The organism is Isoptericola sp. Y581, from assembly GCF_059445475.1.
Genome location: NZ_JCAIUK010000002.1, coordinates 56,612 through 69,919, shown reverse-complemented (window position 1 = coordinate 69,919; position 13,308 = coordinate 56,612). Strand labels below are relative to the sequence as shown.

Sequence of the window (13,308 nt, the reverse complement as noted above, 5' to 3'; positions counted from 1 at the left end):
CGCTTTGAGGACACGGCCGCACCCGCGTCACGCACCCGGCCTACGGTGGCGCCGTGAACCCGGCCCGCACCGTCGACGAGCACGTCGCCGCCGCGCTCGCCCTGGTCGCGCCGCTCCCGTCGCGCGACGTGCCGCTCGCGGACCTCGCCGTCGGCGCGCCCGGCCGCGTGCTGGCCGCGCCGGTGCGCGCGGACGCCGCCGTCCCGCCGTTCGACGCCGCCGCGATGGACGGCTACGCGGTGCGCCTGGCCGACCTGCCCGACGACGGCGCCGCCGTCACCCTGCCCGTCGTCGGCGACCTCCGCCCCGGCTCCCCCGCCCTCCCCGAGTGTTGTGGGCGCGATTTCGGGGGCTATCCGTCGACGGATAGCCCCCGAAATCGCGCCCACAACACTTCGGACGAAGGCGGGGCGGTCCGGATCATGACCGGCGCGCCGGTGCCGGCGTGGGCGGACGCCGTCGTGCCGGTGGAGCGCACGTCGACCGGGCGGTTCGTCGCCGGCGGCCCGACGACGGAGCGCGAGGTCACGCTCGCCCGCCAGCCCCGCGCGCACGTGCGTTTCCGCGCCGAGGACGTGCGGCCCGGGGACCTGCTCGGGTCCGCTGGCGACCCCGTGACGCCGGCCCTCGTCGCCGTGGCCGCCTCGGGCGGCCTCACCGCCCTGCCGGTGCGCGCCCGCCCGCGGGTGGCGGTGCTGTCCACGGGCTCGGAGCTCCTGCCGACGGATCGGTTCGGCAGCATCCCGGACTCGAACTCCCTGCTGCTCGCTGCCCTGGTGCGGGCTGCGGGGGCCGACGTCGTGCGCGTCGGCGCCGTCCCCGACGATCCCGACGCGCTCCGCGCCGCCCTCTGCGCCGCCCTCGATGACGTGGTGGGCGGCGGGGCGGGGGTGGACCTCATCGTGACGACGGGCGGGGTCTCGGCCGGGGCGTCGGACGTCGTGCGGGCGGTGCTCGCCGACGACGACGCGCGGCTGAGCGACGTCGACGTCGCCGCCGTGGCGGTGCGGCCGGGGCGTCCGCAGGCGCTGGCGCGCTGGCAGGGGGTGCCGTGGGTGGCGCTGCCCGGCAGCCCGGTGAGCGCCTTCGTGTCGTTCGCGCTCTTCGTCCGCCCGGCGGTCGCGGTGCTGGCGGGCCGGGCGCCCGTACTTCCGGCGCGACGCCGCGCGGCCTCTGCCTGGTCGAGCCCGCCGGGGCGCGTGCACGTCGTGCCGGTGCGGACGCTGCCCTCGGGAGAGGTCGAGCGAGCCGCAGCCCCCGGTGACGACCGACCCGGCGCCGCGGGAGGCCACGCGACGTCGGCTCTGCTCGGCGCCGACGGGCTCGCGCTCGTGCCGGCCGACGTCGAGAAGGTCGAGGCCGGCGCCGACATCGACGTGCTCCCCTTGGACCTGCCGTTCGGTGCACCCACGACCGACGGCGAGGCGTGACGTGACGGCCGGCCCCGGCCCCACCCCGGCCCTGCACGACGCGGTCGTCCTCGCCGGCGGGCGCGCGGCCAGGCTCGGCGGGGTGCCCAAGCCGACCGTCGTCGTCGACGGCGCACCGCTGCTCGACCACGCGCTCGCCGCGACCCGCGACGCCGCGCGCACCGTCATCGTCGGCCCCGCGGCGACGCTCCCGCCGGGCGCCCTGGACGTCCGTGACGTCGTCCTCACGCGCGAGGACCCGCCGTTCGGCGGTCCGGTGGCCGGCCTCGACGCCGGGCTACGCGCGTTGGACCACAGCCACGACCGCACGGAACTCGCCGCACCGTGGGTGCTCGTCCTCGCGGTGGACGTGCCGCGCGCCGCCGCGGCCGTGCCCCTGCTGCGGACCGCCGTCGGCGCCGTGAGCACGACCGGTCCCGCGCCGCACGCCGACGGCGCCTACCTCGTGCGCGACGGCCGCGCGCAGTGGCTGGTCGGCCTCTACCGCCGCGACGCGCTGCGCCGTGCCCTGCGGTCGGCCGCCGGGCCGGAGGGCCTCGTCGGGGTGTCGGTGCGGCGGCTGGTCGCGGCGCTGTCGTGCGTCGAGGTGCCGGACGGCGGGGGCCTCAGCGCCGACGTCGACACCTGGGACGACGTGCGACGGCTTACGGTGGGACGACCACACGCCCGACCGCGGGAAGGAACCCGATGACCGATCAGACGCCCCGCACCGACGACCCCGGCTCCAGCGTGCTGGACCGATGGGTGGACGCGCTCGAGGCCGAGCTCGGCCTGCCCCCGCGAAGCGTGGACGTCGGGGCCGTGCTGGACCTCGCACGCGACGCCGCGCATCAGGTCGCCCGGCCGGCCGCGCCTGTCACCACGTACGTCGTCGGCTTCGCGGCCGGGCTCGCCGCCGCGCACGGCAACGGCTCCGACGCGCTCGAGCGGGCGACGGCGGCTGCGCTGTCCTGGCAGGACCCCGGGCCGAAAGCGTCGGCGGGCCCCTCGTCGGGCACAGCCACGGACCTCGCCACCAACCCTGGGAGCTGATCGGATGACGACCGTCGCGCTCGGGATGCCGCGGCTGCCCGCCGCGGGGGTGCCGGACGTCCGCCTGCCCGCCGAGCGACCCGCGACGCCCGGCCTGGTGGACTCGTTCGGGCGGGTGGCGTCCGACCTGCGGGTGTCGCTCACCGACCGCTGCAACTTGCGCTGCACCTACTGCATGCCGGCCGAGGGGCTGCCCACGCTGCCCCGCGACCAGGTGATGACGCGCGAGGAGATCGTACGGCTGGTGGGGATCGCGACCGGCGAGCTCGGCGTCCGGCAGGTGCGCTTCACCGGCGGCGAGCCGCTGCTGCGCCGCGACCTGCTCGACATCGTGCGCGACTGCGCCGCCCTCCCCCATCGCCCGGAGCTGAGCCTCACCACCAACGCCGTCGGGCTCGACTCCCGCGCCCGCGCGCTGCGCGAGGCGGGCCTGGACCGGGTGAACATCTCGCTGGACACGCTCGACCCGGACACGTTCGCCACGCTCGCGCGGCGCCCGTTCCTCGAGCGCACGCTCGCGGGGATCGACGCCGCCGCGCGCGAGTTCGACGTCGTGAAGGTCAACGCCGTGCTGGTGCGCGGCGTCAACCTCGACCACGCCGCCGACCTGCTGACCTGGTGCCTGGGGCGCGGCTTCGAGCTGCGCTTCATCGAGCAGATGCCGCTGGACGCCGACCACGCGTGGGACCGCGCCGCGATGGTCACCGCGGCAGAGGTGCGCGCCCAGCTGGGTGGGCGGTTCGCCCTCGAGACCGACGAGGAGCCGCGCGACGGCGCGCCCGCGGAGCGGTTCGTGGTGCGCGACGCCGGCGGTCGGCGCCTCGGCCGGGTGGGCATCATCGCGTCGGTGACGGAGCCGTTCTGCGCCGACTGCCGCCGCACCCGCCTCACCGCCGAGGGCGGCGTGCGCGACTGCCTGTTCGCGCACACCGAGACCGACCTGCTCGGCCCCCTGCGCGCGGGGGCGTCCGACGCGGTGCTCGCCGACCTGTGGCGCACCGCCATGTGGGGCAAGCAGTCCGGCCACGGGATGAGCGACACCGGCTCCGGCACGGGGTTCGACGGCGGGTTCACGCAGCCCGAACGGACCATGAGCGCCATCGGTGGATGAGACCCGGGAGACGACGATGACTGACACGACGACCACGGCAGATGCTCCGACGGCCACGCAGGACGTGGCGCTGCGCTACTTCGCCGCCGCGCGGGCCGCCCTCGGCCGCTCGCAGCAGACACTCACCGTGCCGTCGGGAGCGACCGTCGGCGACGTCCTCGCCCACCTCGCCGCCGCCACCCCAGCGGCCGAGCCCGTGCTCGCCCGCTGCAGCGTGCTCCTCGACGGGCGCCGGGCCGCGCCGTCCGACGTCGTGCCCGTCGGCGCGAGCCTGGACCTGCTGCCGCCCTTCGCGGGCGGCTGAACCGACGCACGATTCGAGTCCGAGCGGCGCAGAGACTGCGCAGGTGTGTCACCTTACGTACCCCCGGTGGTACACTCGCGGCTATGCCGACCATCCACGAACGCATCCAGGTCACCCGGGACGAGCACGTGGAAAGGCTCCTCTCGCTCGGGGCGCGCCGCTTCCCGGACCATCGCCCCGGTCGTGTCCTGGTTCAGCTCGCCACCGAGCGGGCCGACCAGCTCGCGCGGGAGGGGGACTACCCCTTGGACTCCATCCCCGTGTTCCACTCCGCGGCCCGAACGGTCACCCGCGAGATGGTCGCCGAGGCCCTGGACGACGATGAGTGAGCAGGTCGCGATCGCCGACGCCAACGTCCTGATCGCGCTCACACTCCAGGAGCATGTCGATCACGCGGACGCGCGGCGCTGGCTGTCGCAGGTGGCACGGTTCGCGACGACTCCGATGACCGAGACCGCCTTGGTGCGCCTCCTGCTCAACCCGGCGATCACGGTCGGCTCCGACGGGAAGCCCCTCAAGATCGATGTCGCGCTCGACGCCCTGCGGGCCATCAAAGCCCTGCCGAACGCCGAGTTCGTCGCCGATGCGACGTCGATCGCGGACGCCCGGTCATTGACCCGACACGTCACCGGACACCGACAGGTCACCGACGCCCATCTGCTCAACCTCGCGATCTCGCACGGCGGCGTCCTTGCGACGTTCGATGCCAGGATCCGCGACTCGCTCAGGCCGCGCGACCGCAAGCATGTCCACCTGGTCGGTGGAAGCAGACGGTAGCGCTCGTCTCCTGACCTCCGTGCAACGAGCGGGTCAGGACGCGCGGTGGGCGCGGATCGCTGCCGCCGCCTGCGGCAGCACGTCCGTGAGGTCGCCGACGACGGCGAAGTCGCAGATCTCGAAGATCGGGGCCTCCGGGTCGGAGTTCACGGCGACGATCACCTGGGACGCCTGCATGCCGCCGCGGTGGTGCGGGGCACCGGAGATGCCCGCGCCCACGTACAGCCGGGGGGCGACGGTGACGCCGGTCTGGCCGACGTAGCGGTCGAACCAGCCCTCGAAGACGGCGTCGCGGGTCGCGCCGATGGCGGCGCCGACCGCGTCGGCGAACTCCTCGACGGGGCCGAAGTCGCCGCCCGTGCCGCGCCCGCCGGCGACGACCACGGCGGCGTCCTCCAGCGTCGGGCGGCCGGAGGTGCGCTCCTTGAGCTCGCGCGAGGTCACGACCACGCCGGACGTGCCGGCGGGCAGCTCGACGGGCAGGGCCTCCACCTCGGTGGCGACGGCCGCCTCGGCGGGCTCGGGCACGACGGCGTTGGACCGCACGGTGAGCACGGCGACGTCGGCGGTGACCACGCAGCGCGTGTCCCAGGCGCCGGCGAAGACGCGCTTGCCGGCCACGATGCGGCCGTCGTCGTCCTCGCCGACGGCGGCGGCGTCGATGACCAGACCGGCGCCGAGGGTGTACGCGGCCAGCGCGGCGGCCTCCTTCGCGCCGAACGTGGCGGGGGCCAGCACGACGTCGGCGTCCGTGCGCCGGACGGCGGAGGCGAGCGTCGCGGCGACGACCGACGGCAGGTGGCGGGCGGCGTCACCCCCGGCCGCGCCGAGCGCGGCGGGCGGCACCTCGGCCTGGTGCACGATCTCGACGCCGTAGGCGCCGAGCTGGGCGAGCACCTCGACGGTCGGGGCCTCGAGGGCCACGGCCTCGACGCGGCCGAGGCCGCGCGCGATGGTGAGCAGCTCCAGCGCGCCGGAGCGCACCTCGGTGGCGGGGTCCAGGAGGACGAGGACGGTGCGGTTGGTCATGGTGGCAGCCCTCTCAGACCAGCTCGTTGCGGATGAGGTACTCGGCGAGCGCGGTGCCGCCCTCGCCCTTGTCGACCACCAGCTCGACCTCCGGCCGCAGCGGGCGCTGGGCAGCGCTGAGCACCTGCGTGCGCGCCCCTGCATCGCCGACCGACCCGGGGTCGAGGCCGAGGTCGGCGGCCGACCACTCCTCGATCTCCTTGGTGCGGGCCGCCATGATCAGCTTGAAGTTCGGCATCCGCGGCCTGTTCGCCGTGTCCGCGACGGACAGGACGGCGGGCAGCGGCGCGGTGAGCGTCTCGCTGGCCTCGTCGGTCTCGCGGCCCACCGTGAGGGTGCCGTCCGCGACGCCGATCTTCTTCGCCAGCGTGAGCGCCGGGCGGCCGAGCTCGGCTGCCACGAGGGCCGGGACCACGGAGCCGAGGCCGTCGAGCGCCGCCATGCCCGTGATCACCAGGTCGACGGGCGCGCCGTCGGCCTCGAGCTTGCGCACCCCGGCCGCGAGGGCGGCGGCGGTGCCGAAGTAGTCCGACCCGGCCAGCGCGTCGTCCGTGACCCGCACGGCCCGGTCCACGCCCAGCTGGAACGACTTGCGCAGCGCCACGTCCCCGGTCGCCGGAGCCACGGTCAGCGCCACGATCTCGCTCGCCGCGCGCTCGTCCTCGGGCAGGCCGTCCCGGATCCGCAGCGCCGCCTCCAGCGCGTTCTCGTCCAGCTCGTTGAGGGTGCCGACGCCCGGATCGCGGTCGACGCGACGGCCGGAGAACCGCCGCTCCGCATTGATGTCCGGCACGTACTTCACGGCGACGACGATGCGCACGGGCGCGACCTCCAGCTCACGGTGACAGTGGGCCGCGGGCAGCGCGGCCGACGCTGCCGAGCCTACCCGCGGCGGCCTCCCGCCCGGTGCGGGATCCGGTGTGAAGTCCGCGGCAACGCCACGATCCGCGCGCTCCCCCAAGATCTCTCTCATCCCCTGCATGGAGCGCATCTGTGGAGGGACGAAAAGTCTGGGTCGGTCGACCTGCACGATGATCCACTCAAGGAGAGACCCGGCGAACAACATGCCGCCGTGCGCCATACCGCCGTGAGACGCGCGCCTGTCAGCCGGCGCGGGCACCATGTCCCCATGGAGTCGCGCCCGAAGGTCACGCCGCTCACGCGCCCGAGCGCACGACGCAGCCATGTGCCGCCGCTGGGGGTGCATCCCACGCCGGAAGGCGGCATCGACGTCGCCGTCGCGGCGTCGCACGCGGACGGCGTGGAGCTGTGCCTGGTCGACGTCGTCGAGCCGCACCGCGACGCCCACGACCCGGCCCGGTACGCCGAGCGGAGGATCGCCCTCGACGGGCCGGTCTACGGCGTGTGGCACGCGCACGTGCCCGACGTCGCGCCGGGGCAGCGGTACGGGTTCCGGGCGCACGGCGCGTGGGACCCGCAGGCCGGGCAGCGGCACAACCCCGCGAAGCTGCTGGTGGACCCGTACGCGCGGGGTCTGGTGGGCGACCTGACGTACGGCCCGGAGACGCTCGGCGCGGTGAGCGCGCCGCGGAGCCAGGACGGCGACGACCCGGACGGCCGGTGGTGGGTGGCCGAGCAGTACGGCGAGGCCGACGACCGCGACTCGCTCGCCTTCGTGCCGCACTCCGTCGTCGTGCCACTGCACGAGGATTCGGTGCCGCTGGGCCGCCCGCGGGTGCCGTGGGCGGACACGGTGGTCTACGAGGCGCACGTGAAGGGGCTGACGGCGCGGCACCCCGGCGTCCCGCCCGAGCTGCGCGGCACCTACGCGGGGGCGGCGCACCCGGCGACCATCGAGCACCTGACGAGCCTCGGCGCCACGACCCTTGAGCTGCTGCCGATCCACGCGTTCGCGAGCGAGCCGCGCCTGGTGGCGCACGGCCTCACCAACTACTGGGGCTACCAGACGCTCGGCTTCTTCGCCCCGCACGCCGCGTATGCCACGCGGGCGGCGCAGGAGGCCGGACCGGCCGCCGTCCTCGACGAAGTACGCGGCATGGTGCACCTGCTGCACGAGGCGGGCATCGAGGTGCTGCTCGACGTCGTCTACAACCACACCTGCGAGGGCGGCGACGACGCGCTGCAGATCAGCTGGCGCGGCCTCGACAACGCGGGCTACTACCTGCACGACGGCGCGTCCCCCGCCGCGCTGGCGGACGTCACGGGCACGGGCAACTCGCTGGACTTCCGCCGCCCGCGCGTGGTGCAGCTCGCCCTCGACTCGCTGCGCTACTGGGCCGAGGTGGTGGGCGTCGACGGCTTCCGGTTCGACCTCGCCGTCACCCTGGGCCGCACGCACCACGGCTTCTCCCCCGACCACCCGTTCCTCGTTGCCCTCCAGACCGACCCGGTGCTGAACGGGCTCAAGCTCGTCGCGGAGCCCTGGGACGTGGGGCCCGGCGGGTGGCAGACCGGGAACTTCCCGCCCCCGATGGCGGAGTGGAACGACCGGTTCCGCGACGGCGTCCGCGGGTTCTGGCTCGACGCCCCGCGCGAGGGCTCCCACGGGCGCGAGATGCACGGGCTGCGCGAGCTCACCACGCGCCTGGCGGGCTCCGCCGACCTGTTCGGGCACTCCGACCCGCCGCTGATCCGCGGCCCGGTGGCGTCGGTCAACTACGTCACCGCGCACGACGGATTCACGCTCGCCGACCTCGTCGCCTTCGACCACAAGCACAACGAGGCCAACGGCGAGGACAACCGCGACGGGTCCGACCACAACCTGTCCTGGAACCACGGCGTCGAGGGGCACGCGCCGCCCGGCGTCGACGACGACGGCGGAGACGGAGGCGACACGACCACCGAGCCGTGGTCCGCCGTCGTGCCGCTGCGCCGCCGCTCGCAGCGCAACCTGCTCGCGATGCTGCTGCTGTCCGCTGGCACGCCCATGCTCACCGCCGGCGACGAGCTCGGCCGCACGCAGGGCGGCAACAACAACGCCTACGCGCAGGACAACGAGATCTCGTGGCTCGGCTGGGACCTCGACGACGCCGCCCGCGACCTCCTGGAGACCACGCGGTTCCTGCTCGCGCTGCGCCGCGGGCACGCCGCCCTGCGCGCGGACTCCTTCTTCCTCGGCACGCCGCGGCCCGGCGAGGACCAGCCCGACCTGCTGTGGTTCGACGACCGCGGCGAGGCGATGGACCGCGACGCGTGGGCCGTGGCCGGGCGACGGGTGGTGCAGATGCTGCGCCCTGGCCCCGAGGACGGCGACGCGCACGTGCTGCTGGTGCTGAACGGCGGCCTCGACGGGGCGGACGTCGCGCTGCCACCCGCGCCCGGCGACACGGCCTGGGAGCAGGTGTGGAGCTCGGCCTGGGACCGGCCCGAGCCGCCCGAGGGCGGCCTGAGCGACGAGGGCGACGAGGGCGACGAGGGCGACGACGCCGGCGGGACGACGCTCGAGGCGCTGAGCGTGGAGGTCTTCGTCGGGCGATAGGGCCGACGGCACCGCTCCGGGGTGCATGACGTCGACCGCTCTTCGCCCGTGTGCTGACCGGCACTCCTCTGCCACACTGCGGGTCATGAGCGCCGACGCTTCCCCCGCTGCCTCGCCCGTGACCGCCGACGTCGTCGTCGTCGGAGCCGGACTGTCCGGGCTGGTCACCGCGACCGAGCTCACCGCGGCGGGCAAACGGGTGGTGCTGCTCGACCAGGAGCCCGAGGCGTCGTTCGGCGGCCAGGCGTGGTGGTCGTTCGGCGGGCTGTTCCTCGTCGGGTCGCCGGAGCAGCGCGCGATGGGCGTGCACGACTCGGCCGACCTGGCGTGGTCGGACTGGCTGGGCTCCGCGCAGTTCGCGCCCGGCGCCGAGCGCGGGGAGGGCCGCGACCGGCACGGGTACGCGTGGGCGCGGCGGTTCGTCGAGTTCGCCTCCGGCGACATGCGCTCGTGGCTGCACGGCAAGGGCGTGCGCTGGTTCCCGCTGGTGCAGTGGGCCGAGCGCGGCGGGTACACCGTGGGCCACGATGACGGCAGGGTCGAGCACGGCAACTCCGTGCCCCGCTTCCACGTCACATGGGGCACCGGGCCCGGGATCGTCGAGCCGTTCGTGACGGCGGCACGGGCGGCGCGCGACGCCGGTCTGCTCGACCTGCGGTTCCGGCGGCGGGTCACCGAGCTCGTCACGACCGACGGCCGCGTCACCGGCGTCCGGGCGGAGGTGCTGGCCGGCCAGGCGATGGGCGGTCTCCCGTTCGGCGGGCGCGGCGCGCCGTCGAACCGCGACGTCGTGGGCACCGAGGAGATCGCCGCGGGCGCGGTCGTCGTCGCCACCGGCGGCATCGGCGCCAACCACGACCTGGCCCGCGCGCACTGGGACCCCGAGGCGGGGACGCTGCCCGACCGGATGCTCTCCGGCGTCCCGGACTCCACCGACGGCCTGATGCTCGGCCACGCCGCCGACGCCGGGGCCGCCCTCGTGCACGAGGACCGCATGTGGCACTACCCGGAGGGCATCGCCAACCACTCCCCGGTCTGGACGAACCACGGCATCCGCATTCTGCCCGGGCCGAGCTCCCTGTGGCTCGACGCCGAGGGCGGGCGGCTCCCCGCTCCGCTGTTCCCCGGGTTCGACGCGCTCGGCGCGCTGCAGCACGTCACCAAGCGCGGGGACGACCACTCCTGGTTCGTGCTCAACAAGGCGATCATGGAGTCGGAGTTCGCGCTGTCGGGGTCGGAGCAGAACCCGGATCTCACCGGCAAGGACGTGAAGCTCCTCGCGCAGCGGGTGCTGCCCCGCGCCGTCGGGCCGGTGGAGCGGTTCGCCCACGAGTCGCCCGAGTTCCTCTGGGCCGACACCCCCGCCGAGCTCGCCGCCAAGATGAACGCCCTCGTCGACGCGACGCCGGGCTCGCGCGGGCACGTGGACCCCGACGCCCTCGCGGCGCTGGTCGCGGCCCGCGACGCGCAGGTTGCCTCCGGGCTGGGCAAGGACCCGCAGGTCGTGGCCACGCGCGCCGCCCGCGACTACCGGGTGGACAAGCTCATCCGCGTCGCCAAGCCCCGCCCGCTCACGACGCCGAAGGACGGCCCGCTGCTCGCCGTCCGGCTGTCCGTGCTGACCCGCAAGACCCTCGGCGGCCTGTGGTGCGACCCGTCCGGCCGCGTCCTGCGCGCCGACGGGTCCGTGCTCGAGGGGTTGTGGGCCGTCGGCGAGGCCGCCGGGTTCGGCGGCGGCGGCGTGCACGGCCACCGCGCGCTGGAGGGCACCTTCCTCGGCGGCTGCCTGCACACCGGTCGCGTCACCGGCCGCGCCCTCGCCGCCGGCGTCTGACCGCGAGGTAGTGCTAGATCCTGCGAGGTAGTCCCGAATTTCGCGAGGTAGTTCAAAAATCGCCGAGGTAGTTCCAAGATTCGCGAGGTAGCGCACTACCTCGCTGAGAATCGAACTACCTCGGCGATTTTTGAACTACCTCGCGAAATTCGGGACTACCTCGCGGGATTTCAAACTACCTCGCGGGATCGGGCACTACCCCGGCGGTGGGCGGGTTGGCGCGCGCTGCCGGGGTGCGCTGGCTAGCGTGGAGGCCGTGACGTCTCCGCAGCCCACGCCGCACGTGCCGATCGGACGGATCCCCGTCCTGGAGGTCTCCCCCGTGGTCGAGGGCGGGCGCTGGCCCGCGAAGGCGGCGATCGGCGAGGTGGTGCCCGTCGAGGCGACGGTCTTCCGCGAGGGACACGACGCCGTCTCCGCCACCGCCGTACTGCTCGCCCCGGACGGCTCGGTACACTCCACCGCCCCCATGGTCGACGTCGCACCGGGGCTCGACCGGTTCCGCGGCTTCCTGCAGCCCGACACGACGTCCGACGGAACGGTCGACTGGTCGTTCCGCGTGGAGGGCTGGTCCGACCCGTACGCCACGTGGGTGCACGACGCCGTGATCAAGTTCGATGCCGGCCAGGACGTCGACCTCGTGCTCGCGGAAGGCAGGCAACTCTTCGAGCGCATCGTGACCCGGCAGCTGCAGGCCACCCGGAGCGCCAAGGACGCCGCCACGCTGACGGCGGCTGCCCACGAGCTGGCGGACGACACCCGCCCGCCGGAGGCGCGGCTCGCGATGGCGATGACCTCGGCCGTGAAGGACGCGCTGCGCCGCGGCCCCCTGCGCGACCTGGTGACCGCGAGCGCCGCATACCCGCTGCGCGTGAGCCGCCCGCTGGCGCTCGCGGGCGCCTGGTACGAGCTGTTCCCGCGCTCGGAGGGCGCCACCCGGCGCAAGGACGGGACGAGGCGCTCGGGCACGTTCCGCACGGCCGCGCAGCGCCTGCCCGCGGTCGCGGCGATGGGGTTCGACGTCGTGTACCTGACGCCGGTGCACCCCATCGGCACCACGTTCCGCAAGGGTCGGAACAACACGCTCGACCCGCAGCCGGACGACCCTGGCAGCCCGTACGCCATCGGCTCGCCCGACGGCGGCCACGACGCGATCCACCCGGAGCTGGGCACCGAGCAGGACTTCCGCGCCTTCGTCGCGGCGGCCCGCGACGAAGGCCTCGAGGTGGCGCTGGACCTGGCGCTGCAATGCTCCCCCGACCACCCGTGGGTCACCGAGCACCCGGAGTGGTTCGCCCACCGCGCCGACGGCACCATCGCGTACGCGGAGAACCCGCCCAAGAAGTACCAGGACATCTACCCGCTGAGCTTCGACACCGACCCGGACGGACTGAGCGCCGAGATCCTGCGGATCGTGCTCCTCTGGATCGACCGCGGCGTGACGGCGTTCCGGGTCGACAACCCGCACACCAAGCCGCTGAACTTCTGGGAGTGGCTGCTCGCGCAGGTGCACGACGCGCACCCCGGCGTGATCTTCCTGTCCGAGGCGTTCACCCGCCCCGCGATGATGCAGACGCTCGCGCGCATCGGCTTCCACCAGTCGTACACGTACTTCACCTGGCGCAACACCAAGGAGGAGATCGAGGAGTACCTGGCCGAGGTGAGCGGCCCGCAGGGCTCGGTGCTCCGCCCGTCGTTCTGGCCGACCACGCACGACATCCTGCCCCCGTACCTGCAGCACGGCGGGGTCGCGGGCTTTGCGGTGCGGGCGGTGCTCGCCGCCACCGGCTCCCCCACCTGGGGCGTCTACTCCGGCTACGAGCTGGTGGAGAACGTGCCGCGCCCGGGCGTCGAGGAGCAGATCGACAACGAGAAGTACGAGCTCAAGCCGCGCGACTGGTCGCAGGCCGAGGTGATCGGCATCTCCACGCTGCTGCGCCGGCTCAACGAGATCCGCCGTGCCCACCCGGCGCTGCAGCAGCTGCGCGACCTCGCGGTGCACCCGACGACGAACGACCAGGTGGTCGCGTTCTCCAGCCGGGTGCGGGCCGAGCACCTGCCCGCCGCGGGCCGCCCCGGCGCCACGCAGGACGACGTCGTGCTCGTGGTGCTCAACCTCGACCCGTGGGCCACGCAGGAGTCGACGGTCCTCCTCGACCTCGAGGCGCTCGGCCTGACCCGCCCCGACGGGGTGGAGGACCAGCCGTTCTTCGTCGCGCACGACGAGCTGTCCGGCGCCACCTACCCGTGGGGCGCGCACCCGTACGTGCGCCTCGACCCGCGCGAGCAGGTGGCGCACGTGCTCAAGGTGGGCCTGGCATGACGAGGCAG

At 74.7% G+C, this 13,308-nt stretch carries 12 protein-coding genes; 10 read left to right on the top strand and 2 right to left on the bottom strand.

Annotation, left to right across the window (positions count from 1 at the left end):
- Positions 1 to 53 precede the first annotated feature (53 nt).
- The 7 genes from AC1C2W_RS03315 to AC1C2W_RS03285 all read left to right on the top strand — a co-directional run bounded on the left by AC1C2W_RS03315 (position 54) and on the right by AC1C2W_RS03285 (position 4,654).
- Positions 54 to 1,430 carry a molybdopterin molybdotransferase MoeA gene (locus tag AC1C2W_RS03315; protein WP_495412368.1) on the top strand — a complete coding sequence of 459 codons (1,377 nt, stop codon included), beginning with the start codon at positions 54 to 56 and terminating at the stop codon, positions 1,428 to 1,430.
- 1 nt (position 1,431) lies between these two features.
- Positions 1,432 to 2,121, top strand: coding sequence for a molybdenum cofactor guanylyltransferase (gene mobA, locus AC1C2W_RS03310; protein WP_495412367.1), 690 nt, complete (start codon positions 1,432 to 1,434; stop codon positions 2,119 to 2,121).
- Complete coding sequence (locus AC1C2W_RS03305) at positions 2,118 to 2,462, top strand: DUF6457 domain-containing protein (RefSeq protein ID WP_495387801.1); 345 nt, start codon at positions 2,118 to 2,120, stop codon at positions 2,460 to 2,462. Before mobA ends, AC1C2W_RS03305 begins: the two co-directional genes overlap by 4 nt.
- 4 nt (positions 2,463 to 2,466) lie before the next feature.
- A complete protein-coding gene (gene moaA, locus AC1C2W_RS03300) occupies positions 2,467 to 3,573 on the top strand; it encodes a GTP 3',8-cyclase MoaA (RefSeq protein ID WP_495412366.1) in 1,107 nt (368 codons plus the stop codon).
- A gap of 16 nt (positions 3,574 to 3,589) precedes the next feature.
- A complete protein-coding gene (locus tag AC1C2W_RS03295) occupies positions 3,590 to 3,877 on the top strand; it encodes a MoaD/ThiS family protein (RefSeq protein WP_495387803.1) in 288 nt (95 codons plus the stop codon).
- Between the two features lie 83 nt (positions 3,878 to 3,960).
- Positions 3,961 to 4,206: a hypothetical protein gene (locus AC1C2W_RS03290; RefSeq protein WP_495387804.1), complete on the top strand. Its 246-nt coding sequence runs from the start codon at positions 3,961 to 3,963 to the stop codon at positions 4,204 to 4,206.
- Entirely contained in the window at positions 4,199 to 4,654 is a 456-nt protein-coding gene (locus AC1C2W_RS03285; RefSeq protein WP_495412365.1) for a TA system VapC family ribonuclease toxin, read from the top strand. The genes AC1C2W_RS03290 and AC1C2W_RS03285 overlap by 8 nt, the downstream gene beginning before the upstream one ends.
- A 33-nt stretch (positions 4,655 to 4,687) precedes the next feature.
- On the opposite strand, the gene AC1C2W_RS03280 is transcribed toward AC1C2W_RS03285, so the two are convergent.
- Entirely contained in the window at positions 4,688 to 5,683 is a 996-nt protein-coding gene (locus AC1C2W_RS03280) for an electron transfer flavoprotein subunit alpha/FixB family protein (protein ID WP_495387806.1), read from the bottom strand.
- A 13-nt stretch (positions 5,684 to 5,696) separates the two neighbouring features.
- Complete coding sequence (locus AC1C2W_RS03275) at positions 5,697 to 6,503, bottom strand: electron transfer flavoprotein subunit beta/FixA family protein (protein ID WP_495387807.1); 807 nt, start codon at positions 6,501 to 6,503, stop codon at positions 5,697 to 5,699.
- A gap of 309 nt (positions 6,504 to 6,812) precedes the next feature.
- Between AC1C2W_RS03275 and glgX the strand changes: the two genes are divergently transcribed.
- From glgX to AC1C2W_RS03260, 3 genes are all read left to right on the top strand, one after another.
- Positions 6,813 to 9,143, top strand: a complete 2,331-nt coding sequence (gene glgX / locus AC1C2W_RS03270) for a glycogen debranching protein GlgX (protein ID WP_495412364.1) — start codon at positions 6,813 to 6,815, stop codon at positions 9,141 to 9,143.
- Between the two features lie 85 nt (positions 9,144 to 9,228).
- Positions 9,229 to 10,977 carry an FAD-binding dehydrogenase gene (locus AC1C2W_RS03265; RefSeq protein ID WP_495412363.1) on the top strand — a complete coding sequence of 583 codons (1,749 nt, stop codon included), beginning with the start codon at positions 9,229 to 9,231 and terminating at the stop codon, positions 10,975 to 10,977.
- Between the two features lie 247 nt (positions 10,978 to 11,224).
- Positions 11,225 to 13,300, top strand: a complete 2,076-nt coding sequence (locus AC1C2W_RS03260; RefSeq protein ID WP_495412362.1) for an alpha-1,4-glucan--maltose-1-phosphate maltosyltransferase — start codon at positions 11,225 to 11,227, stop codon at positions 13,298 to 13,300.
- The last annotated feature ends 8 nt before the right edge of the window (positions 13,301 to 13,308 follow it).

Coding starts and splice junctions, on each gene's coding strand:
- AC1C2W_RS03305 (WP_495387801.1), top strand. CDS start 2,118: ATGACCGATCAGACGCCCCGCACCGACGACCCCGGCTCCAGCGTGCTG.
- moaA (WP_495412366.1), top strand. CDS start 2,467: ATGACGACCGTCGCGCTCGGGATGCCGCGGCTGCCCGCCGCGGGGGTG.
- AC1C2W_RS03295 (WP_495387803.1), top strand. CDS start 3,590: ATGACTGACACGACGACCACGGCAGATGCTCCGACGGCCACGCAGGAC.
- AC1C2W_RS03290 (WP_495387804.1), top strand. CDS start 3,961: ATGCCGACCATCCACGAACGCATCCAGGTCACCCGGGACGAGCACGTG.
- AC1C2W_RS03285 (WP_495412365.1), top strand. CDS start 4,199: ATGAGTGAGCAGGTCGCGATCGCCGACGCCAACGTCCTGATCGCGCTC.
- AC1C2W_RS03280 (WP_495387806.1), bottom strand. CDS start 5,683: ATGACCAACCGCACCGTCCTCGTCCTCCTGGACCCCGCCACCGAGGTG.
- glgX (WP_495412364.1), top strand. CDS start 6,813: ATGGAGTCGCGCCCGAAGGTCACGCCGCTCACGCGCCCGAGCGCACGA.
- AC1C2W_RS03265 (WP_495412363.1), top strand. CDS start 9,229: ATGAGCGCCGACGCTTCCCCCGCTGCCTCGCCCGTGACCGCCGACGTC.